Source organism: Zhaonella formicivorans (genome assembly GCF_004353525.1).
Lineage (GTDB): Bacteria > Bacillota > DUOV01 > DUOV01 > Zhaonellaceae > Zhaonella > Zhaonella formicivorans.
This window is the reverse complement of sequence record NZ_CP085524.1, coordinates 816,732-839,676: the sequence shown is the minus strand read 5'-3', so window position 1 is coordinate 839,676 and position 22,945 is coordinate 816,732. Positions and strand designations below refer to the sequence as shown.

General features: G+C 42.2%; 20 protein-coding genes and 1 tRNA gene. All 21 read right to left on the bottom strand.

Going from position 1 to position 22,945, the window contains the following annotated elements; translation table 11 throughout:
- Positions 1-12 precede the first annotated feature (12 nt).
- The gene (gene cobA, locus EYS13_RS04115) at positions 13-1,551 is read right to left on the bottom strand and encodes a uroporphyrinogen-III C-methyltransferase (protein WP_227766207.1); all 1,539 of its coding nucleotides are present in this window, start codon (positions 1,549-1,551) and stop codon (positions 13-15) included.
- Positions 1,541-2,482 (bottom strand): hydroxymethylbilane synthase, encoded by a 942-nt coding sequence (gene hemC / locus EYS13_RS04110; RefSeq protein ID WP_227766205.1) that lies wholly within the window; start codon positions 2,480-2,482, stop codon positions 1,541-1,543. The genes cobA and hemC overlap by 11 nt, the downstream gene beginning before the upstream one ends.
- A 27-nt stretch (positions 2,483-2,509) precedes the next feature.
- On the bottom strand, positions 2,510-3,823 hold the full coding sequence (gene hemA, locus EYS13_RS04105; RefSeq protein ID WP_227766203.1) for a glutamyl-tRNA reductase: 1,314 nt from the start codon (positions 3,821-3,823) through the stop codon (positions 2,510-2,512).
- Complete coding sequence (locus EYS13_RS04100) at positions 3,808-4,443, bottom strand: precorrin-2 dehydrogenase/sirohydrochlorin ferrochelatase family protein (protein ID WP_227766201.1); 636 nt, start codon at positions 4,441-4,443, stop codon at positions 3,808-3,810. The genes hemA and EYS13_RS04100 overlap by 16 nt, the downstream gene beginning before the upstream one ends.
- Before the next feature lie 186 nt (positions 4,444-4,629).
- Complete coding sequence (locus EYS13_RS04095; protein ID WP_227766200.1) at positions 4,630-5,598, bottom strand: polyprenyl synthetase family protein; 969 nt, start codon at positions 5,596-5,598, stop codon at positions 4,630-4,632.
- A 158-nt stretch (positions 5,599-5,756) separates the two neighbouring features.
- Entirely contained in the window at positions 5,757-6,437 is a 681-nt protein-coding gene (locus EYS13_RS04090) for a metal-dependent hydrolase (RefSeq protein ID WP_227766198.1), read from the bottom strand.
- 51 nt (positions 6,438-6,488) lie between these two features.
- Positions 6,489-8,819 carry an O-antigen ligase family protein gene (locus EYS13_RS04085; RefSeq protein ID WP_227766196.1) on the bottom strand — a complete coding sequence of 777 codons (2,331 nt, stop codon included), beginning with the start codon at positions 8,817-8,819 and terminating at the stop codon, positions 6,489-6,491.
- Positions 8,820-8,983: 164 nt separating this feature from the next.
- Positions 8,984-9,901 (bottom strand): UTP--glucose-1-phosphate uridylyltransferase GalU, encoded by a 918-nt coding sequence (gene galU / locus EYS13_RS04080; RefSeq protein WP_227766193.1) that lies wholly within the window; start codon positions 9,899-9,901, stop codon positions 8,984-8,986.
- Between the two features lie 222 nt (positions 9,902-10,123).
- Positions 10,124-10,732, bottom strand: a complete 609-nt coding sequence (locus EYS13_RS04075) for a UbiX family flavin prenyltransferase (protein ID WP_423055300.1) — start codon at positions 10,730-10,732, stop codon at positions 10,124-10,126.
- A 70-nt stretch (positions 10,733-10,802) separates the two neighbouring features.
- Positions 10,803-11,528 (bottom strand): demethylmenaquinone methyltransferase, encoded by a 726-nt coding sequence (locus EYS13_RS04070; protein ID WP_227766189.1) that lies wholly within the window; start codon positions 11,526-11,528, stop codon positions 10,803-10,805.
- Between the two features lie 6 nt (positions 11,529-11,534).
- Positions 11,535-12,269 carry a polyprenyl synthetase family protein gene (locus tag EYS13_RS04065; protein ID WP_227766187.1) on the bottom strand — a complete coding sequence of 245 codons (735 nt, stop codon included), beginning with the start codon at positions 12,267-12,269 and terminating at the stop codon, positions 11,535-11,537.
- 211 nt (positions 12,270-12,480) lie between these two features.
- Positions 12,481-12,858 (bottom strand): adenosylmethionine decarboxylase, encoded by a 378-nt coding sequence (speD, locus tag EYS13_RS04060; RefSeq protein ID WP_227766186.1) that lies wholly within the window; start codon positions 12,856-12,858, stop codon positions 12,481-12,483.
- A gap of 155 nt (positions 12,859-13,013) precedes the next feature.
- Positions 13,014-14,162, bottom strand: coding sequence for a glycosyltransferase family 4 protein (locus tag EYS13_RS04055; RefSeq protein WP_227766183.1), 1,149 nt, complete (start codon positions 14,160-14,162; stop codon positions 13,014-13,016).
- 160 nt (positions 14,163-14,322) lie between these two features.
- Positions 14,323-14,399: transfer RNA gene (locus EYS13_RS04050), tRNA-Pro, on the bottom strand.
- Positions 14,400-14,481: 82 nt separating this feature from the next.
- Complete coding sequence (locus EYS13_RS04045; protein ID WP_227766181.1) at positions 14,482-15,720, bottom strand: aspartate kinase; 1,239 nt, start codon at positions 15,718-15,720, stop codon at positions 14,482-14,484.
- Entirely contained in the window at positions 15,689-16,636 is a 948-nt protein-coding gene (gene thrB, locus EYS13_RS04040) for a homoserine kinase (RefSeq protein ID WP_227766179.1), read from the bottom strand. Before thrB ends, EYS13_RS04045 begins: the two co-directional genes overlap by 32 nt.
- Before the next feature lie 21 nt (positions 16,637-16,657).
- Positions 16,658-17,953, bottom strand: coding sequence for a homoserine dehydrogenase (locus EYS13_RS04035; RefSeq protein ID WP_423055319.1), 1,296 nt, complete (start codon positions 17,951-17,953; stop codon positions 16,658-16,660).
- A 24-nt stretch (positions 17,954-17,977) separates the two neighbouring features.
- Positions 17,978-18,424: an ACT domain-containing protein gene (locus EYS13_RS04030; RefSeq protein WP_227766177.1), complete on the bottom strand. Its 447-nt coding sequence runs from the start codon at positions 18,422-18,424 to the stop codon at positions 17,978-17,980.
- A 369-nt stretch (positions 18,425-18,793) separates the two neighbouring features.
- Positions 18,794-20,272, bottom strand: coding sequence for a stage IV sporulation protein A (spoIVA, locus tag EYS13_RS04025; protein WP_227766175.1), 1,479 nt, complete (start codon positions 20,270-20,272; stop codon positions 18,794-18,796).
- Positions 20,273-20,557: 285 nt separating this feature from the next.
- Entirely contained in the window at positions 20,558-21,583 is a 1,026-nt protein-coding gene (locus EYS13_RS04020; protein WP_227766173.1) for an NAD(P)H-dependent glycerol-3-phosphate dehydrogenase, read from the bottom strand.
- Positions 21,584-21,631: 48 nt separating this feature from the next.
- Positions 21,632-22,945, bottom strand: coding sequence for a ribosome biogenesis GTPase Der (gene der / locus EYS13_RS04015; RefSeq protein WP_227766171.1), 1,314 nt, complete (start codon positions 22,943-22,945; stop codon positions 21,632-21,634).

The following is a 22,945-nucleotide window of genomic DNA, read 5'->3' as shown; positions in this document are numbered from 1 at the left end:
GTATCCCGCCTCTCACTTGTATTTTTGTATATAATCTACGATGGATTGTACTAATCCTTCGATGGTATATTCTGTTGCTTGTACATGTACTGTTAGGCCGGAATTCTTAGCAGTTTGGGCAGTTATTGGTCCTATGCAGGCCACAGTCACACCAGCCATCAATTCATGGAGCTGGTTGGATGCAATACCATCCACAAAGTTTTTAACGGTAGAAGAACTGGTAAAGGTCACCATGGTGATCTGCAGCTCTTTTAACATTTGGGTTAAATTCTGCTCTCCAAAACGGCTTTTTACCGTACGGTAAGCAATTACCTCAGTTACTTCAGCCCCTAATTCTTTAAGAGAATCTGCCAGAACTTTGCGGGCTATGTCAGCCCGTGGCAATAATACTTTATCTCCTTTAACGATTTTATCCTTTAAGCCTGCTACCACTGCTTCTGCTACATATTCTTCAGGTACATATTCAATGTTTAAACCGTATTTTTCCAAGCATTCACGGGTTTTTGGCCCAATAGCGCAGATTTTAATACCATATAAGTTACGCACATCCATTTGTCTGTTTCTCAATCTCTCAAAAAAGGCTCTCACACCGTTGACGCTGGTAAAAATAATCCACTGAAATTGGTTTAATGAATCTAAGGCAGCATCAAATGCTGTCCAATCAACAGGGGAAGCAATTTCGATTGTGGGAAATTCCCAGACTTCCGCGCCTAACTCCTCCAGGCGCGCTGATAAAGCGCTTGCCTGCTCGCGGGAACGGGTCACCACAATTCTCTGGCCAAACAAAGGCTTTTTTTCAAACCATTGAAGTTTATCCCGCAACTTAACTACTTCACCTACAATTATAATGGCTGGATTTTTAAATCCGGCTTCTTCCGCTTTTATTACAATATCAGCTAAAGTGCCGGTCAGCGTTTCTTGTTCAGGTCGTGTCCCCCACCTAACCAGAGCAACAGGAGTATCGGCTGAGCGCCCGTAAGTTAATAATTGTTTAACTATATTGGGCAAATTGGCCATACCCATTAAAAATACTAAAGTGCCCATTCCGGTTGCTATTTTATCCCAGGCAATATTGGAATCCTCTTTGGTTGGGTCTTCATTGCCGGTAATAATTCCAATAGTGGAAGTGCAGTCCCGGTGGGTAACGGGAATACCGGCATATGCCGGGACAGCAATGGCCGAAGTTATACCGGGGACTATTTCAAAAGCTATGCCATTCTGCTGCAAAACTTCCGCTTCTTCTCCTCCTCTGCCGAAAACAAAAGGGTCCCCCCCTTTTAATCTGGTCACTACTAGGCCTTCCTTGGCTTTTGCCACCAAAAGTTGATTAATTTCCTCCTGTTTTAAAGTATGCCTCTCCGGTGATTTGCCCACGTAAATCAGTTCGGCATCGGGCCTGGCATAATTAAGCAGCTTTTTACTTACCAAGCGGTCATAGATTATTACATCAGCTTTTTGGATACATTGGGCGCCTTTAATAGTTAAGAGACCTGGATCTCCTGGCCCTGCACCGACCAAATAAACATACCCTCGATCTGTTTTAACTGTCACTGTTCTCAATCTCCTGTCTGACTTGATTTAAAATCTGTTTTGCTCCTAATTTTAAGAGTTTATCGGCCAGCATTTTGCCTATATCTTCAGCTGCGGAAATTTCACCCGTGACTGAATCTTTTATTACCAATCTTCCGTCCAAACCCGCTACTAAACCGGCTAAGTGGAGCTTACCGCCTTCTACTTTGCCTAAGGCACCAATTGGTATCTGGCAGCCCCCTTCCAAAGTACGGAGAAAAGACCGTTCAGCAGTAATGGCTGCAGTTGATTCCGGGTCCGCAATTTTTCTAACCACATGTAAAATTTCCTCATCCTCAGACCTGATTTCAATTCCTATGGAACCTTGCCCTACAGCAGGAAGGCTGATATCCGGGGAAATGTATTCGGTAACAAGTTGTTCATATCCCATTCTTTCCACGCCGGCAGCCGCCAGAATAATGGCAGCAAACCCTTCCTGCTGCAGCTTGGCCACACGGGTGTTGAGATTTCCCCTTAGATCTACGATCTGTAAATCTGGCCGGTAGTGCAGCAGTTGTGACTTGCGCCTCAGGCTGCTTGTTCCTACTTTTGCTCCAGGTGGTAAGGTTGCCAGGGTGTAACCCAAGTGGGATAAAACCACGTCTCTGGGATCAGTACGCTGACAAATAGCCCCGATCATCAACCCGGCAGGAAGTTGAGTCGGCAAGTCCTTCATGCTGTGGACAGCCAAATCAATTTCCCCGTTGAGCATGGCCACTTCTAATTCTTTAGTGAATAAACCTTTGTCGCCAATTTTGGCTAAAGCCACATCTAAAATTTTATCACCTTGGGTCTTAAGCTTTTTAATCCTGAAAGTGCAGTCAGGATTTAAGTTGTTTAAACGCTCAAGCACCCAGTTTGTTTGCCACAACGCCAATGCGCTTTCTCTGGTTCCAATAATTATTTCCCGCACGTTGCTACCTCCATCTTTGGCCCAGTCCTACTTTACTTTCTGACAACAAGTGACATCGTTTAGACGAGAACTTTCTTCTTTCACCTCAAGATTGAAAAGATTCTGGAGGATCTCCGTATATAAGTGGCCTTGGTGGGTTGAGGCATACTTTTTTAAGTTAACAATGGGATCGTGTATAAGCTGGTTAACAATGGAATTAGCCATAGAAGCCACAATATTTTTTTCCTTTTCCGACAAACCGGAAAGCCGGCGCAGCGCCTGGGCCAATTCCATTTCCTTTATTTGAGTAGCTTTCTCTTTGAGTGAAATAATTGTGGGAACTACAAATAGTGAGCTTAACCACTTAAAAAAAGTATCAATTTCTTCTTCAATAATATCTTCAGCCATTGCGGCAGCATTTTTCCGTTCCTCTAAGTTTTGATCTACGACGTTATGCAAATCATCTATATCGTGGAGAATTACGCCCGGGATTTTACCTACCTCGGGATCGATGTCCCTAGGAACGGCAATATCAATAAATAACATTGTTTCTTTTCTTCCGCTTAGTAACGGCTCCACATCCTCTTTTTTCAACACATAATGGGATGCAGCTGTGCAGCTGATTAAAATGTCGGCTGTGGGTAAATATTTCTTAAGTTCATCCAGCCGGACTGCTTTTCCGCCGAACTCAGAAGCCAGCGTGCAGGCCCGTTCATAGGAACGGTTAGTGACAAATACCGTTGAAACACCGTTTGCCACCAAATACCTCACGGTGAGCTCACTCATCTTTCCAGCGCCCATAATTAAGACAGAACGACCGTTGATTTTTCCAAAGTATTTTTTAGCCAATTCCACAGCTGCATAGCTTACGGAAACCGCATTTTGATCGATTTTGGTTGCGGTACGAACTTTCTTACCTACTGAAATCGCTTGTTGAAAAAGCGTATTTAAAATATTGTTAGTTGCACCATGTTCACAAGCCCACTGATAAGCTTGCCTTACCTGCCCCAAAATTTGAGTTTCGCCCAAGATCATAGAATCAAGGCCGGAAGCCACCCTAAAGAGATGTCGGACTGCATCGTAGAGGGTATACCTGTAGAGATAATCGCGAATTTCGCTTAAAGGTAAGCCGCAACTTTTGCTCAAAAAATCATAGATGCCGCCCAGTCCTGCTTCAACTTCCGTGGCAGCCACATAAACTTCTGTTCGGTTGCAGGTAGAAAGTATAACGCATCCGGCAATACAGTTTTTATCCTTTAAAATATTAAGAGCCCGCGGCAATTCATGCTGTTTAAAAGCAAGCTTCTCTCTTACTTCTACCGGCGCAGTCTTATGGTTAAGCCCAACTACAACGATATACATTGTGCAATTCGCTCCTTGACCAGTTGTTCTTGACCTGCTTTAAGCAATTCCAGAAAATCTTCTTCTACCAGCCTGTTGAAAATTTCTTGCCGTTTTTCTTGTTCGGAAATACTTTCAATTACTCTTTTTCTGATTTCTCCCATAATTTCAAGAAATTGAGCATATTCATCACCGTACTGCAACTCTAATTCTTTTCTGATTTTCTTTGCTAAAGCAGGACTTTTGCCCCCGGTTGAAATACTAATAGTCAGATCTCCCCTGCGTACTGTTGCCGGTACAATAAAATTACATTTAGCAGGATCATCTACTACATTTACTAAAATATTGCGTTCAAAACATTCTTCAGCAATTTTCTTGTTCACGTCTTCACGTGCAGTGGCGCTTACTACCAAAAATGCATCCTCTAAATCAAAATTGGAGTACTCACGCGCCACATGGCGAATTAAACCTTCTCCGGCCAGATCCCGCAGTTTTTCTGTTAGCTGGGGACTAACTACTACTACCTGTCCCCCGCACTCCAGCAGAGCCATTACTTTTCGCTCTGCTACTTTCCCCCCGCCCACGACTAAACACTTTTTGTTACATAAATTGAGAGAAATCGGATAATACGGCTTGTGCATTTATAAGCTATCCCCGCTTTCTACCCCAAATTATTTAACGAAAGTAAAGTGATCACAAAACGCAATTCTGTTACTATTTCGTGAAGCATACCCTTTTTCCTGCCTTAATCGTTAGTAAACTTAAACATATTAACTACAAATCCGCAGATAATACAAATTAAAGAAAAAATGCACAAATCAAGCTTTTTAAAACCTCCTAGTGCCAACAAAATCCGCCAATAAATTCAGTGTAGCCTTATAAGGAGTATCAGGCAAATAGCTAAGCTGCTTTTTTGCTTTGCCGAGGTATTTGGTCGCAATTTGAAATGACATGTCAACTGCCTCACAGTTTTTGATAATTTCCAGGGCTTCATTGATGCTGTTCTTTTCAGCAAAGCGGCTTAATAGCAATTTCTCCAGCCGCTCTTTGCGGGAACTGACCTTAAGTGCAAATATCGTCGGTAACGTTAATATGCCTTGTTTTAAATCGCTGCCTACAGGCTTACCAAGCTCTTTTTCGTCTGCGATTACGTCCAAAATGTCATCAGTAATTTGGAAAGCCATGCCCAGGTAATGGCCGTACTTTTGCAAGGCCCTTTCCACAACTGCCGGAGCTCCGCTGGCAACTGCCCCCAACTGGCAGCTGGCCGAAATTAACATGGCTGTTTTTCTTTTGATGCGATAAAAATAATCCCTTATATTCTGCCGTATATCAAAAGTGCTTGCAATTTGTTGAATTTCCCCCTGGCACATTTCCGTACTAGCCTTAGCTAAAATTTTAGCGATCCTGGTTTCTGTATAACCTGCAATTAAAGTCAGTGATTTGGCGAGTAAGTAATCACCTGTTTGCAGTGACAGGGTGTTACCCCATTTAGCTTTTACAGTAGGTATTCCTCTTCTTGTCAAAGCACGGTCAACCACATCGTCGTGCACCAGAGAAGCCATATGAATCATTTCCAGGGCAACAGCCAAAGGCAGCAGGTTTTGCAAAGAATAGTCAGCAAATTTGCCTGCTAACAATGCAAAGGCAGGGCGTAAACGTTTACCCCCTGCTTTAAGTAAATGCTTAGAGGTTTGGGTTAAAACTTCATGCGGCGCTTGCACGTGCCTGTTTAATTCCTTTTCCACCAGCAGTAGATCATTTTGAATATCATCCAAGATACCCACGCCAAACATAACTTTCACCTGCTTAACTGCATTAGCCTAAATTCCTAAAACTTATGCCACCTGTATAAATATTTAATTCGAGTGTTAAATTAAAAATCCTGCTACCGGCTTAAAATAAGGGGAAGCCCAAAATGGCTACCCCATAAGTAAGGAATCATCTTTTTCAATTACAAAGTGATTGAGTCCCCCGGTTGTAGCAAGATTACTTTACTTAAACTTCCAACTTTAATTTTAAATTTGTCAACATTTTGCCGGATTGCCGGGAAAGTATTGTAATGCATAGGTATAACCTGTTCGGGAGATAACATTTTTACGGCCTCGACCGCATCCTCTACTCCCATAGTATAATTATCACCTATGGGCAACATTGCCACATCTATTTTCTGAAGAGCACCAATGAGCTTCATGTCCCCGAACAGGGCTGTATCGCCAGCATGGTATAAGGTTTTTCCTTCCACCTTAACCAGGAAACCGCAAGGTGTACCCGTATAGATAATTTTACCGTCTTTCATCACAGCCGAACCATGCCAAGCCGCTGTCAATTTAACATTCCCAAAGGGGAAGCTGTAAGATCCTCCAATATGCATAGCGTGAGTTTGTGCGCCGAAGGACTGGCAATAATAAGCCAGCTCCGTAGGGGCTACGATAACGGCATCGCATTTTTTGGCAATGGCAATAGCATCACCAAGATGGTCATCGTGCCCATGGGTTACTAAAATTGCTTTTACATTTACTTCCTCAGGTTTAATCTTAGCCAGGGGATTGCCGCTCAGCCATGGATCAATTATAATGTTCCCCTGGCCGCACTCAATTTGAAAGCAAGCATGGCCGTGATAGAAGAGCCTCACTTGAATCACCCTCCTGTTTAAAAAATAGTATTTAAGCGGGATAAATACGCTTTACTGTATTAGAGGCAGTTGTCTCAGCATCTTAAAATTACGGACCATTTCCGGATTTCTGTCTTGAGCTTGCTGCAACAGTTTGGTGGCTCCGTCTGCATCCCCTTTTTTGTCTTGAATCAAAGCCATCCACAGGTAGGCTTCCGCCTGGTTTTCTTCCCTCTGGGCGGCATCTTGTAATAACAATGTGGCCTTGTCCCAATCCTTGAGGAAGTAGCAAGCTATACCAGCGTTTAGTTTTACCTGCGGTGCAACGGACAAAATTGGTTTCCCCAGCGTTTCCCAAAGCCACTTTTCCTTGGGTGTTAAAGCTGCTACTTGCTCTTCTATATTTGCCGGTAGTTGTTTGGCCTTGATAAATAGCTTTTCTGCCTCAGCTTGCTTACCTTGCTGCAGATAACTTATTCCACCCAGGGCATACACCTTGGCTAAATTTTCGTATACTGCTTCCGCCCAGCGGGCTTTGTCCCTGGCAGTTTCCATGGCCTCCACAGCCTTGCGAATCTCTCCGTTTTGCCAATAAATTTCCGTTAAATTAGCATAAATTTGCCAATTAAAACGATCTTTTTTCACAGCCCTTTCCCCTAAGGCAATTGCTTTGTTCTTCTCCCCTTTGGAAAGATAGATTCGTGCCATATCTATATCAAAGGAGGCTTGGAAAGGATCAAAGACAGCTGCTTTAGCAAAGCGATCTAATGCTTGATCAGGATTATTTTCCTGCACTGCTGCCACAGCTTGGCGTGCAAAAGAATTGCCGATTAGCAAAGAACTACTCAATATTATTGCTAGCAAAACCGCCAAGGAAACACCTGACAGGTAAAAAAACTTGAGATTAACAAAAGTTTTTGGTTCCAGGATTTTATAATCCGACTCTGCACTTCTCGTTAACGCCCTAGTTAAGCCGAACAAGGACCATAGCACAATAGTAACTGCAGAAAGGGATAAATCAAAATCGATCATTGCATGCCCGCCAATAGCCAGGGCTGCTACGGTCATTGCAGCTTGCAACAACTTTTGTTCACCTTGCTCTCTTGAGTAATTTTTCCAACTTGATAGCAAGAAGAATAACCATAGCCCTACCCAGAGAGCAAAGCCGATGGTGCCAACCTCAGTCCACAGTTGAATCCAGTCGTTATGCACTTGGGTTGAGGAATAACCGTAACCCTGAAAACTTTTATAGGTGGATTCCCATGCTCCTCCGCCCAGACCAAGGATAGGCCTGACTTTGATAATGTTATTCCAAGCTTCTTTAGCCCAATACAACCTTTCCTGACTATTGCGGTCACTTAAACTGATACTTTTAAGCCTATGAAGAAGCTGTTCCGGCAAAAATTTGGCTGCCAGATCATTTTGTGTAAAAATAAGAACTAAAAGAAAAGCAATGAACAGCGAAAGAGTTATTATCGCAACAATCCTCAGTGTTTTTAAATTATATTTAAGCGTGATGTTTTTGCTTGATAAGTAATTTAAAACTACCTGCGCCCCCAGGGCGATAAACATGCCTAGTATTAGCCAGAGACTTGCCAATCCTGTATTTCCCGCCAAGATTAAAGGAATAAATTTTAAACTCCCGATCAACACAGCAATCAGGGTAATAGTAAAATGAGTTAGAAATGCAAAACGCTTTTCTTTGGGATTTGTGAGAAAAAACAGCAGAACAACTAGCGGAAATACTAAAAACGCGCCTCTAGAATTTGTGCTTAAAAAAACTAATATCAAGGAATAATTGCCAAAACTGTACATTACTTTCCAAATACCCGTGCTTACTTGCCAAAAATAAAACCCCAAAAAAGACAGAGCCAGCAAATAAATAGCCAGGGTATTGGGATATTGTAATGTTGAGTAAATCCGCCCACCTAAAAATCCGTCATTAATATGTATAACACCTAAAGCAGTAAGAATACCTGCCCAGGCTACACCTAAACCGCTGAAGTAAATAACTTGCAGCAGCTGTTTTACCCGGTGTTCCGTATAAGCCAAATTAGAACAGAGCCAATACGCCAAGAAATACAGGCTTACCTTTACGGTTTCAGCTATAGCCAGGCGCAGGTTTGCAGCTCCCAAAACAGCAAGTAGATAAGCTAAAACGAGACCGAAAGCACAATAGTCGATTGGCCTGCTTAAAAATGAAACTTCTCTGCGGCTTAGCTTCCACAGCCAGGCTGTAAAGAAAACCAGACTGAGCAAAATCAAAGTAGTTTGCTGTTCGTTTTTAAAAAACAACCCTCTAAAGTAGGGCGGATAAAACAGGATAAGCGCCAGTCCCCAAAAAGCTATCTGCCACCAAATACTGCTGTTATCCAGCGCAGCCTCTTTCACTTTCCTTTTCATTTATGTTCTCCTCTCCTACAATTTCAAAACATTGTTTAATTCTGCAACTTTAGACAATATCCTTCCATTAATGGTCCTTATCCTTCGTGAATATGTTAAGCGGGTTTGCAATTTGGTTAAAACTACAGTATGAATAAAATATTAAGGGCGCCCGGGAGACGCCCTCAGTCGTTTTTTTCCATTGTCGCAGCAGTTTCAGCAAAAGATGTCAGCTGGCTTTGTAATTTTAGTCCAGCCAAGTAGTTTTTAAAACTGGAAGACAAATCTGCTCTGGCCAAGGCAAATTCAACAGTGGCCATTAAAAAGCCTAATTTGTCACCAATATCATATCTTTGGCCGAAAAATTCATAGCCATGCATTGGCTGGGTTTTACACAGCTCCTTCAAAGCATCTGTTAATTGGATCTCACCTCCGGTGCCAGGAGGTGTCACTTCCAGAATATCGAATATTTCCGGTTGAATGATATATCTACCCATAACCGCAAGTCTGGATGGCGCCTTGTCCGGATGAGGCTTTTCTACCAGATCCGTAACCCGGTAGAGCCCTTCTCTAACAAAATCTGCCTGCAATACGCCATATTTCTTCACTTCCTCCGGCGGAACCTCTTTAATCCCCAGAACTGTGCCTCCTAATTCACCATGGATTTCAAGCATTTGTTTTAAACATGGTACAGGGCTGGAAATAATATCATCACCTAGCAATACCGCGAAAGGTTCGTTGCCGATAAATTTACGGGCACAATAAATAGCATGACCAAGGCCTTTGGTTTCTTTTTGTCTGATATAATGAATATCAGCCATTTCCGAAATTGCTACAACCTGTTCCAAAAGGCTGTAGTCCTTTTTTTCGTGAAGTAGCATTTCCAGCTCTATGGAACGGTCAAAATGGTCCTCAATAGCTCTCTTGTTCCGGCCTGTAACAATCAAAATATCTTCAATTCCTGAAGCAACAGCCTCCTCAACGATATATTGAATTGCCGGTTTATCAACTATGGGCAGCATTTCTTTGGGCTGGGCCTTGGTAGCAGGCAAAAATCTAGTTCCCAGGCCAGCCGCCGGTATTATGGCTTTTCTAACTTTCACTCTTTAAACCTCCAAAAAAATATAAAATGCCGTCAACTTCTTATCATAGAACTTACAAAATTAAATAGACTGTCCGCGAGAAAGCAAAATTTCTAAGTATACGCATAAATTATTCAACCGCACTTTTTTTTTAAAAAAACACAGATATACATACTCCTTCATAATATTATAACAAATTAAGTTGACAAAATGGTAATAATTTAGACAACAGAAATGGCTAGGTCATCCTTGCCATCTTTTGTACAAAGAGTGTTCCACACCGAGAAAGTCCAGCACTCTGCCCACCATGAAATCAATGATATCATCTAAGCTCTGGGGTTTATAATAAAAAGCCGGCATTGCCGGCATAACATGAACCCCCATTTGCGCCAGCATTAAAAGATTATGTAGATGAACTTGGCTTAAAGGGGTTTCTCTGGGTACAACAACCAACGTCCTTTTTTCCTTCAAAATCACATCTGCAGCCCTTTCCAGCAAATCAGTGGAGGCTCCTCTGGCAATAGCCGATACCGCCGACATCGTGCATGGGACAATAATCATGCCGTCGGTTTTCACAGACCCACTGGCGATTAACGCACCCACATCATTATTATCAAAGTAACGAATGAGTTCACTTGTTTCATCGATTCCAAAGTAATTTTTCAGGCTTGCTTCAATTTCCCAGGCCGCTCCCGCCAAATTCCAGCCGACTTCTTCCCGTAAAACCCTTCTGCCAGCATCGGTGATGGTAATTAAGGTTTGGTGCCCTCTTTCCAGCAAAGCTTTGATTAACCTGACTCCGTAAATTGCACCGCTGGCGCCGGTGAGGCCTATAATATATTTGCTCATCATAATCCTCCCCATTAGGTATGTAATTATTTATCTAAAGCACGCCAAAAAAACCCCGGTGTGTAATAAAATCTCAAGGTTTAGTGCCTACATGTACTGCCACAATACCTCCAGTTAACTCATAGTATTTGACATTCTCCAGGCCAACAGAGCAAAACATTTTTTTAATCTCTGACTGATGGGGGAAAATTTTCAGGGATTGGGGAAGATAACTGTAAGGTCCTCCTTGCCCAATATTTAACCTGCCTAAAAGTGGTACAAGATAGTCGAAATATAGGTAATACAACTGTTTAAAAACCGGTAAACTTGGTTTTGCTAGTTCTAAAGAAATAACTTTGCCACCTGGCTTGACTACCCGCATCATTTCCTGCAGTGTCTTCTTGATATCGGGCACATTTCTAAGCGCAAAACCTATAGTTGCGCAGGCAAAAATGTTGTCAACAAAAGGCAAGTTCACAGCGTTCCCTTGCAGCAGTTCTATACAATCTTTGAATTCAGTTTTAGCAATATTCCGCTGTGCCACTTCCAGCATCTCGCTGCAAAAATCCACTCCAACTACCTTCCCACCCGGTGTTATTTTTTTTGCCAATTCTAGAGCTAATTTACCTGTACCGCAGCATACGTCCAGACATCGATCCCCTGGCTGTAGCTCAGCTTGGGAGACAGTGAACTTCCTCCATTTTTGGTCTAAGCTTAAAGTCATTAAAGTATTCATTGCATCATACTTATGAGCAATAGTGGAAAAGATAGCATTAACATATTCTTCTTTTGAAGCATATTGTTCCGGTATTTTCATCATAACCCTCTATCCAGCCATATTCACTTGATTTTTTAATAAATTCATTTCTACATGCTCTACACAATTAAATAAAAACTGTTTACTCACCATATTTGGCAATAAAAAAAGGCTTTTCCTGGCCTCCGCCAAATTGTGTGCAGCAAGTTCCAAATACTCAGGGCAATCTAAAAAAGCTAAACTCCTGCCAAAATGCAGGCCAAATTTTCTGGCGGTTTGCAGCATATTTTCCGGCGCACCACCTAACTGAGCGCCTATGTAACAGCTTTGAGCGTACAGGTTGGCTTTTCCTTTGTCAATCACCTCTAGAAGCTTCTCCGTATTTGAACTATAGTTTATCTTGTCTTGTTTTAATATGTTAGCCTCTTGGATTTCACAAATTAAATAGGACAAATCAGCAAGCCATTCCAAAGCATTGAAATCGCATAAATAGGCAAAAAACTTGGTATAAAAGTAATCCCCAATTAAAACTTCATAGGCTAGATCATCTTTATCCTCTTGGTGGATTTGGGCTGCAAGGGAGATAAAATGAAAAACCGCAGCCAGGGCGTAGACTTTGGGTCCAGGTTTGTTAAACAATTTATTAAAAGCCAGAAGTAGGGCAGGAAGAAGCTTTTTTTCAGGATTATCCGCTCTCAGCTCAATAAACTGGGTAACAGGACCGGCACGTAGCAAAAATTCCTTTTGCACAAAACTTTGTACCGTTTGTAAATCCGGTTGCAAGTATTCCTCTAAACCGGTCACATTTGTAACCTCCTCAAATTATTCTTCTATTTCATATATTCTAGTCAAGGTTGAAAAATCCTTCCTTTGGATAAAGTTAAGTCAGTAACCGCTAATATAATCGTATTTACGCTTCAACAACATGGTAAAAAAACATAAGCCCTACAATACTTCTTCGTACTGCAAGGCTCATGCTAACCAATTCCTTTTTTTAATAAAATAAATATCCCTCCTAAAGATTTACCACTTGCTGGTGAGGAGGATTTATTGTTCCACGTTCCACTTCTGTTGCTTCGACTTGTTTTGCATTAAATTTTTCGGTTAAATATTTGCAGGCATCCCAGGGATTCACCCGTTCACCACAAGTAAATACATCAACTGCCGCATATCCTAGTTCAGGCCAAGTATGGATAGCCAAATGGGATTCCGAGATGACCACCACGCCGCTAACCCCTTGGGGGCTGAATTTATGGAAGACAAACTCCCGTACCTCTGCACCTGCTTCCAATGCAGCATTAACCATAATTTCCTCAACCTTTTTAATATCGTTGAGAATGTCAAAGTCACATCCATAAATTTCAGCTAAAACATGACGGCCTAAAGCGCTCAATTATCATTCCTCCTCATAGTTCATTTAACTTGCAATCAATCAAATTCAATTTTAAACACATTAAAAATATTTGTCAACAAAATTCTTGTTTGCAGGAGTAAGATAATAGCTTATTTTTCAAGCGTTGAGCAAGCATATGTGTTAACAAAGCTAGTTCACTGGATGCTTTTCAATATTTTTGTCTTAATATAACGCTCATAAAGGGCTGCAGTATTACGGCACATTTGTTCAGAAGTAAAACTATGACACGCTTTTTTATATGCTTCTTCCGCCAGTCTTCTGGACAAGTCCTGGTCCTGTAACAATTTAATAATTTGTGCTGCTCCTTCAGCTACGTTGCCTACTTCAAAAAGCAGTCCGGTTTTATTATGCTCAACCACTTCCGGTAAACCGCCAACATTGGAAGCAACGACAGCTTTTTTGGCAAACATGGCTTCTAATGCTACAATGGATAAACCCTCACTGAGCGATGGCACCACTATAATTTCAAAAAATGGCATTAATGCAGCGGCTTCTTTATTGAAACCTAGAAAAATAACCACATTGGTAAGTTTTAAGTTAGCAACCAGCTTTTCCAGGTTAGTTCGTTCTGGCCCATCGCCAACTATATAAAAGCGTGCTTCCGGAAATTGCTTAACCACTTCCGCTGCCATTCGGATAAACATATGAACCCCTTTTTCCCTGATTAATCTGGCAATAACAGCAATGTTCCGGCATTCTGCCATTATAAACTTTTTATGAAAATCTGCTACAGGGATAGTTTGGTTATGGCATATACCGTTGTAAATCGTTGTAATTTTCTCCGCCGGAACTCCTTCCATAGAGGCAATTTGTTGGGCTAAGGCGTTTGAAACCGCAATAATATGGTCAGTCCAGGAAGCCAGATACTTCTGGACTGCTACTACCACTTTTTGCAGCTGTGGATTTAGCCTGCGGTCGTAGATAAAATTATGGCTAGTAGTTATGATAACCGGGACATTTGCTAAACGCGCAGCTACCCTACCTAAGAGGCCTGCTTTAAAACCATGGGTATGCACTATCTGAATCCGTTTTTTCTTGATATAGCAAATTAATTGCCACAAGGCTTTTAGATCCTTCCAAGGATTGAGTGTTCCGGCCAAGGCACAAGGTAAAACTGTGACAGCACTAGCATTCAGTTCTTCAGCCAGCTGTTTTCCTTCAGGAGCGGCGATAAATACTTGATAGCGCCTGTTGTCCAGACCCCGGCATAATTCCAGCAAATGCTTTTTCAGACCGCCCTCGGCCGGGCGCATGACATGCAATACCCTAATCTGCTGAGACATGATCCCACCGTAAAAAATATATTTACACTAGCGTGTCCTTTTTTTCGGTATACTAAACCAATCGTCATTATAAAAGATCCTTAGTAAAAGAACGCCAACTTATAATAGGAAACAAAATAAAAAAGTCAGTTTTAGCAACTGACTTGAAATACATATGTACTGGTCGGAGCGACTGGATTTGAACCAGCGACCTCTACCACCCCAAGGTAGCGCTCTACCAAGCTGAGCCACGCCCCGACGCAGTACATTGTACTATATTTATAAATCATATGTCAAGTCTAATGCATGGAAAATTATTAAACTTGATTTCAACTGGATTTCAACTTATTTTAAGCTGCGACAGCTCATTATCCAACCCAAACTTGCTGTGAATTGCCTGCACCGCCTTTTGTGCATTCTCCCTGTCAATAATGCAGGATATTTTTATTTCTGAAGTAGCTATTAATTGAATATTAATATTTTCCTCAGCTAATGCTTCAAACATTTTTGCCGCTACCCCAGAATTAGATTTCATGCCTGCACCAACAATACTCACCTTAGCAACTTGATCATCAAAAGTTACACCTTTAGCGCCTATTTCTGTTTTTACTTTTTCTACAATGGCCAATGCTTTGGAGGTATCCTCTTTCTCAATTGTAAAAGAAATATCGTTATATTCATTACGGGAATTACTTTGAATAATCATATCAACGTTGATATTTTCTTTAGCCAAAGCGGAAAAAAGCTTTTGGGCAATACCTGGAACATCAGGCACATCAAAGAGTGTCATTTTAGCAACATTTAAATCATGGGCTACACCGCTTACTACCATTTCTTTTTCCATTGCGCTTACCTCCTGCACGATTGTCCCTTCGTTGTGGTTAAAACTTGAACGCACGTGTAATTTAACGTTATGGAGCTTTGCGAACTCCACCGATCTAGGCTGCAAAACAACAGCACCTAAACTTGCCAATTCCAGCATTTCATCATAAGAAATTGTTGCTAATTTTTTAGCCTGAGGAACAATTCTCGGATCGGCGGTATAAACACCGTCAACATCTGTAAAAATTTCACACATATCGGCTTTTAAAGCCGCCGCAAGAGCAACAGCGGTTGTATCCGAACCTCCGCGTCCAAGGGTAGTTATTTCTCCGTTAGCCGTTTTTCCTTGGAATCCGGCAACAATTACAATTTTACCACTGTCTAACTCGCTTTTGATCCGTTCAGCATTAATACATATTATCTTTGCCTTACTATGAACATCATTGGTTATAATTTCTGCTTGGGGCCCTGTTAAAGAAATTGCATCATACCCCAGATTGTGAATAGCCATAGCAAGCAAGGCGATGGACATCTGCTCGCCCGTAGCTAACAGCATATCCATTTCCCTGCACGAAGGTTGATTGGTTATCTTTTTGGAAAGACTAATTAATTCATCTGTAGTATCGCCCGGAGCCGATACTACTGCCACTACCTGATTACCTGCTTTCCTGCATTCGATAACCCTTTTGGCAACTCTTGCCATGCACTCAGGGTTTGCAACGGAACTACCCCCAAACTTCTGTACAACAATACCCATTTTGACCATCCTCCATCTCTTCAGCCACTATTTCTGCACCTTTTCTAACCGGTCGCAATGTTTTTATGCTACATGAAATATTATGCTTATTAAAAGCCTGCTGCATGGCTTTTCCCACTGCTTCTTGAGAGCCACGGGTAAAAGCTATTAGTGTAGGACCAGCCCCGCTTAAGGCTACACCCAACGCACCCGCCGCGATAGCTGCGTCAAACACTTCCTCCATACCAGGAATTAGATCCAACCTATAAGGCTGGTGAATTCTATCCTGCATTGCCTGCCCTAACAGTTCGTAATCATTTTTGACAAATGCTAATACTAAAAGGGCAGAGTGTCCAATATTAAAAACTGCATCTTTTATCGGAACGTTGTCAGGCAAAACTTGACGCGCAATTTTGGTGGCCAGGGGAAAATCAGGAATGGCCACGATAGCGCTCAATTCTGCAGGGGGTGTAATCCGGCGGAAAATTACTTGCTCCTGTGCCATGACGCTAATCACAATTCCTCCAAATAAAGCTGGGGCTACATTATCCGGATGGCCTTCAAAACTGGCTGCTATCTGCAACATTTCATCACCGGATAAAGGATTTCCAGCCAGCGCATTGGCCGCGTAAACCCCGCCTACCAATGCTGCAGCGCTGCTCCCCATGCCTCTGGCCACAGGAATAAAGTTGCGTAATTTTATTTTTAAGCCCCTCGGATGATAGCCGCACTTCTCAAAAACTGCCATAACTGCCCTATAGACAATATTGCTAGTAGTTTTAGGAATTACATCGCTCCCCTCGCCTTCTACATCAATGCAGAGACCACTGGCAACCTCCGTTAACTCTATATAATTATATAAGTTCAATGCCAGCCCCATGGTATCAAAGCCCGGGCCTAAATTTGCAGTTGTAGCCGGCACCCTGACCGTTACCATTCCAGTTCCTCCATCTTCCTGTTATTCCGCTCCCGCTTCTACCCTAATTACATTATTTATTTCCACAACAGATGATAACCCCTTGATAATACTCAGTGCGTCCTGCAAATTTGCCTCTTTAACCCGGTGAGTAATCATTACAATTTCTGCAAGATCATCTTGCCTTCTTTTTTGTATCACCGAAGCAAGGCTTACCTCTTGATTACCGAAAACGCTTGCTATACCTGCCAATACCCCTGGCCGGTCTTTAACAGTCAAACGCAAATAGTACTTGGAAACAATTTCCCTAATCGGTTTGATTCTCTTATGTTCAAAACAGGTGCAGTAAGTTCGGTCAAAACTGCTTTTATTAATATTCTTGGCTACCGCTATCAAATCGCCCACCACAGCGCTGGCGGTAGGAAGCTCTCCTGCTCCCCGCCCAAAAAACATCGCATCACCCACTGCATCTCCCTCAATGTAGATAGCATTATAAACATCATCAACGTTGGCCAGAGGATGGCTGCTTGGTATAAATACAGGATGAACCCTGGCTTCCACTTCGCCCTGATTTTCTTGGGCTATCCCCAACAGTTTTACAACATAACCCAGTTCTTTGGCATAGGTGATATCGCTAGCCGAAATTTTACTGATACCCTCTGCGAAAACATCGGGAAATGTAACCCTTGAATTAAAAGCAATAGATGCTAATATGGCAATTTTTCTTGCTGCATCCAATCCTTCTATATCTGCAGTAGGATCAGCTTCTGCATATCCCAACCGCTGAGCTTCAGCCAAAACCTCGTGAAAATCACTGCCTTGCTTGCTCATTTTACTTAAAATAAAATTCGTTGTACCGTTTATAATACCCATAATTTTATTTATTTGGTTGCCTGCCAGCGATTCTTTCAAAGGGCCAATAATAGGGATACCGCCAGCTACGCTAGCCTCAAATCTTAGGTCAACATTAGCCGTAGCAGCTGTATTAAACAGTTCCTTCCCATAGGCCGCCATCACATCCTTATTTGCAGTAACGACACTCTTGCCTTGACGAAGGGCTTTTAAAATATACTCTTTAGCAGGTTCTATTCCCCCCATTACTTCGATCACAATCTGGATTTCATGGTCATTTAAAATATCATCGGGGTCAGTCGTCAGTGTAGCGTGTAAGCAAACCCCATTTCTTTTTTTGTTTTTATCTTTGACTAAAACCTTGGTAACCTCTAGGTAAGTTCCTACTTTACTAGCAATGCTCTGGCGGTTTTTTTCTAAAACCTTTAACACACCGCCGCCAACAGTACCACAGCCCAGAAGTCCTACTTTAATGCTTTCCATGATACTACCTCCAACTTGTTGAAAAAGTTAACTGTTTCCTATTATTTCAACTTTTTTGACGCCGTTTATTTGTTTTAAGCCTTGCAGCAATTCCTCGATGCTTTGCAGCATATTACCTGTTTCCAAAGAAATGGTAACATTCGCCACACCTTGTAAGGGAATGCTTTGATTAATAGTAAGGATATTTCCTTGAAACTGGGCAATTGTGTTGATTACTTGAGATAAAATGCCTGAGCGATGCTCTAAAATTAAAGAAATTGTGGTGATCTTGCTGGCACCAGCTGCATGAATGGGAAAAACACCGTCTTTATATTTGTAATAAGCGCTCCGGGATATCCCTACTTTTTCGACCGCTTCATTGATAGTGGCTGCTTCTTTTTTTGTAAGGATTTCTTTGACTTCCGCCGTCTTTTTAATAGCCTCCGGTAAAATGTCGGCGCTTACCAGAAAAAAACGTTCGCTGCCACGCTGCATCTAACCACCACCTGTCTATTATAGGTGAACATTTGCTCGTGTATAGTAGACATTATAACACTCACCGCTCGCTACGGCAACAGGTATTATGTAAATCTTGAAGTCGATAGACCATCATACTTATCGTTAGCACCAGCATTACTATGAAAATTATTATATATTATATACGTCAACATTCGTGGAAGCGACCTAACAAAAGTCGCCAGTCCCAGTCATCAGTCCCTAGTCCCCAGTTTAATGTTTAATTTCTGCTGGCGACTGATGACTGGTGACTGGGGGTTGAACAAAGCGCGTGCCGTTAAAACTCCTAATTTTCTTTGCCAATTTTGTGGGATTCCAGGAAAAGAAAAAAGCCGGCTTGAACCGACTTCAAATAATAATACAAATTAAACCTCCGCTGCCTTCATTTACAATCCGCTCCAATGTCTCCTGCAATTTATGCTGTGCATTTTCGGGCATGTGGTAGAGTTTGCCTTGAATACCTTCTCTCACCAAATCACTTAATGATTTGCCAAAGATGTTTGTTTCCCAAATCTTTTGCGGATTTTCTTCGAATTCTTCCATAATGTATTTAACTAAATCTTCGCATTGCTTTTCAGTCCCTATCAAAGGAGTAATTTCTGTGGTTATGTTAGCCCTGATTAGATGATAAGAAGGCGCAGTAGCCTTTAATTTAACCCCAAAGCCTCTACCCTGTTTAATGAGTTCAGGTTCTTGAAGCTCCATTTCCTCTATGGTTGGCAAGACCATACCGTACCCTACGTTCCTGACTTCTTGCAGACCATAGGCTACTTTGTCATAGTCTTTTTTAATTACGCTAAGCTCTTGCATTAATTTTAAAAGGGTATGATCCCCTTCAATGTGATAACCTGTAAGTTCTTCTATTACTTGATAAAAGAGTCCTTCTTTTGAACTCATTTCGATGGAAGTGCTGCCTGTGCCCAAATCCACATTTTTCAAATTTACTTTTTCCACGTTAGGATGCTGGGCCAATTCTTCGATCACTCCATCAATATCCCGTAGCCTGGTTACTTTACTGACTGCTTCACGCACAGCTTCTTCTAAACTGTTGCGCAGCCAATGGTTTGCCTCTAACTCATCTATCCATCTAGGCAAATTAACATTGACTTCGGTCACGGGAAACTCATAAAGGGCTTCTTCCAGAATATGCAGTACATCTTCATGAGTAAGTTCAGCGCAGTTTAAAGGAAGAACAGGCACATTATATTGCTCTTCCAAGCAATTGGCAAGTTCTAGGGTGTCCTCCCTCTCTGGATGGGCTGAGTTTAAAATAATTACGAAGGGTTTTTTAATTTCTTTTAATTCGTATATAACACGTTCTTCCGCATCAAGGTAGTTTTCCCTAGGGATATCCCCTATACTGCCATCAGTAAAAACGGCTAACCCTATCGTTGAATGATCGGTAATTACTTTCCGCGTTCCCACCTCTGCAGCTTCTTGAAAAGTAATGGCTTCTTCAAACCACGGGGTACGCACCATTCTTGGGCCGTCATCTTCTTCGTAACCTAATGCACCTTCTACCTTGTACCCGACACAGTCAACCATTCTAACTTTTAGCTGCAGCCCTTCTTTAATAACAATTTCTACTGCTTCATTGGGTATGAATTTGGGTTCAGTAGTTGTAATTGTTCTCCCAGCTCCGCTTTGCGGCAGTTCATCCCTTGCCCTGTCCCGTTCATTTGGATTTTTAATGTTAGGCAAAACTAGCAAATCCATAATTCGCTTGATGAGAGTGGATTTCCCCGTGCGCACCGGACCCACGAAGCCGAGATAAATATCACCTCCAGTACGCTCCGCAATATCACGAAAGATATCGTGTTTTTGCATTTGTCTATCCCTCCTTCACTTTAATTGGGGATATACTTCAACAACACTACTTGCATAAGAAGTGTGTCCCCTGCCCTAAGACTGCTTGCTATCTATGAAGAATGCGATTGGATATTGCCTCCACCTCATCCCTCCTTTGCTGACAAAAGACAGAAAAATAGTATAAATTACTGTCTAATTAGTGCATTCCTAAATATGGCATGTATTAACATTACATATATATGACTTGGCTCTGGGAATATTACCCTAAACAAAAAAAAAGTGCATATTCTGCACTCTTTTTTACTACCAGATGCGGCTACCATGTACTACTTCTTCCACCTCGTGGGTTTTCTGTCTTTGCATCAAATCAGTCACACTCTGCAAAGGCTCTTTGCCACTAAAAAGCACATTATATATTTCCGCAGTAATAGGCATCTCTACTCCTAATTTGCGTGCCAAACTCATTGCCGCTTTTGTAGTTTTAACTCCTTCCACTACCATTCCCATATTTTCTAAAACCTGCTCCAAGGGAATACCTTGCCCCAGCTGCATACCTGCCCTGCGATTTCTACTATGCATGCTACTGCACGTAACTATCAAGTCGCCAATTCCTGTAAGACCCGCAAAAGTCAAAGGCTCCGCTTTTAAACTGACCCCAAGCCGTGCAATCTCAGTTAGGCCCCGGGTCATTAAAGCAGCGCGGGTATTATCGCCAAAACCTAATCCGTCTGCGATACCGGTGGCCAGGGCAATAACATTTTTTAAAGCCCCGCCAATTTCGACGCCGCAAACATCGGGATTAGTATAAACCCTAAAATGGGGCGACATAAATAAATCCTGGACAAATTCCGCCACCTTTCTTTTAGTAGAAGCTGCGACTATGGCGGTAGGTAAAAAACGGCTAACTTCTTCGGCATGGCTTGGGCCCGAGAGTACGGCGACCTCCCCCAGCCCCCCAGCCTCTTGTGCGATAACTTGGCTTAGGCGGAGCAAAGTGTTTTCTTCCAGGCCTTTAGCCGTATTAATGATCACAGTTTGAGGCTTAAGCATACTTTTTATACTCCTCACAGTTTGTCGTACGGCATGGGAAGGTACTGCAACAACAACAGCCAGAGCTGAATTGACTGCCCAATCCAGCTCCGTTGTAGGAACGATAGTGCTTTCTAACTTGATTCCAGGGAGATAGCGCCTATTTTCCCTATGGCTGCTTAAACTGTCCACATGCTCCGGATTTCTGGCCCATAAACGTACTTCGTAACCTTGCTGGGCCAGGTGTATGGCAAGAGCAGTCCCCCAGCTGCCGGCTCCCAAAACAGCAATATGTTGCATAGAACCATCCTCTAAATTACTAATAATATAGTTGCTTTTTTCTAAAGCCTATTCACCTGTTCTCCGGCGTATAACAATTCGAAGCGGATTTCCCTCAAAGCCAAAAGCTTGCCGCAATTGATTTTCAATGTGCCGCCGGTAAGAAAAATGCAGTAACTCAGGTTCATTAACGAATAACACAAAAGTAGGAGGTTTAACTCCTGCTTGAGTAGCATAAAAAATTTTTAAAGCTTTACCTTTATCGGTCGGGGGTGGATTTAAAGCAACAATTTCTGATATTAGCTGATTTAGTACATTTGTCGGTATTCGCCTGTTGGCTTGTTCAGCTACAAAATCAATCAGCTCTAACAATTTCCATACCCGCCGGCCTGTCAGGGCGGAAATGTACATGGTGGGGGCATACTGCATAAAGCCTAATTGTTCACGAATATTTTCATCAAATTGATTCATGGTTTTATCATTTTTTTGTACTGCATCCCATTTATTTACTACAATTACCGAAGCCTTCCCTTGCTCGTGGGCATAACCGGCTATTTTTTTATCCTGTTCCGTAACGCCTTCCGTAGCATCAATCAGCATTAAAACAACATCTGCTCTATCGACAGCCTTCAATGACCTTAATACACTGTAACGCTCTATTGGATCATTTATCTTTCCTTTTTTGCGCATTCCAGCCGTATCAATGATCAAGTAATTTCTGCCTTCATAACTAAACAAGGAATCAATGGCATCCCTGGTTGTACCTGGGACATCGCTGACTATTACCCGTTTCTCACCCAGAAAATTATTCACCAGTGAAGACTTACCTACGTTAGGACGACCAATAACCGCAATTTTAATGACATCAGCAGGATAATCATCCTCCGGGTGGACCGGAAAACTTTGCACAATCTTATCCAGGAGGTCGCCGGTATTCATCCCGTGGGCCGCAGAAATGGGAACCGGCTCCCCCAGCCCCAGCTTGTAGAATTCATATACTGGCTGGTCGGCAAAGTTTTCCACTTTATTTACAGCCACAATTACTGGCTTGCCAGCTTTTCTCAAAATTGCTGCCACTTCTTCGTCATCTGCTAACAAACCCGCCCTGGCGTCAACCACAAAAACAATTACATCAGCCTGTTCAATAGCCAGTTCCGCCTGCTTTTTAACCTGAAAGGAAATGGGATCGTTATCCCACTGTATTCCGCCTGTATCAATAACCGTAAATTTTTTATTCTGCCATTCGGCTTCCTCATAAAGCCTATCCCTGGTAACTCCAGGAACGTCTTCAACTATGGCTTTCCTTCTCCCGGTTAACCTGTTAAAAAGGGTCGATTTGCCTACATTTGGCCTGCCAACAATTGCCACTACAGGTTTAGCCAT

Excerpts from the sequence above, each read along its gene's own strand:
- hemA (WP_227766203.1), bottom strand. The coding sequence starts at position 3,823 with ATGTATATCGTTGTAGTTGGGCTTAACCATAAGACTGCGCCGGTAGAA.
- EYS13_RS04100 (WP_227766201.1), bottom strand. The coding sequence starts at position 4,443 with ATGCACAAGCCGTATTATCCGATTTCTCTCAATTTATGTAACAAAAAG.
- EYS13_RS04095 (WP_227766200.1), bottom strand. The coding sequence starts at position 5,598 with ATGTTTGGCGTGGGTATCTTGGATGATATTCAAAATGATCTACTGCTG.
- EYS13_RS04085 (WP_227766196.1), bottom strand. The coding sequence starts at position 8,819 with ATGAAAAGGAAAGTGAAAGAGGCTGCGCTGGATAACAGCAGTATTTGG.
- EYS13_RS04075 (WP_423055300.1), bottom strand. The coding sequence starts at position 10,732 with ATGATGAGCAAATATATTATAGGCCTCACCGGCGCCAGCGGTGCAATT.
- EYS13_RS04070 (WP_227766189.1), bottom strand. The coding sequence starts at position 11,528 with ATGATGAAAATACCGGAACAATATGCTTCAAAAGAAGAATATGTTAAT.
- EYS13_RS04055 (WP_227766183.1), bottom strand. The coding sequence starts at position 14,162 with ATGTCTCAGCAGATTAGGGTATTGCATGTCATGCGCCCGGCCGAGGGC.
- EYS13_RS04045 (WP_227766181.1), bottom strand. The coding sequence starts at position 15,720 with ATGGGTATTGTTGTACAGAAGTTTGGGGGTAGTTCCGTTGCAAACCCT.
- thrB (WP_227766179.1), bottom strand. The coding sequence starts at position 16,636 with ATGGTAACGGTCAGGGTGCCGGCTACAACTGCAAATTTAGGCCCGGGC.
- EYS13_RS04030 (WP_227766177.1), bottom strand. The coding sequence starts at position 18,424 with ATGCAGCGTGGCAGCGAACGTTTTTTTCTGGTAAGCGCCGACATTTTA.
- spoIVA (WP_227766175.1), bottom strand. The coding sequence starts at position 20,272 with ATGCAAAAACACGATATCTTTCGTGATATTGCGGAGCGTACTGGAGGT.
- EYS13_RS04020 (WP_227766173.1), bottom strand. The coding sequence starts at position 21,583 with ATGCAACATATTGCTGTTTTGGGAGCCGGCAGCTGGGGGACTGCTCTT.
- der (WP_227766171.1), bottom strand. The coding sequence starts at position 22,945 with ATGGCTAAACCTGTAGTGGCAATTGTTGGCAGGCCAAATGTAGGCAAA.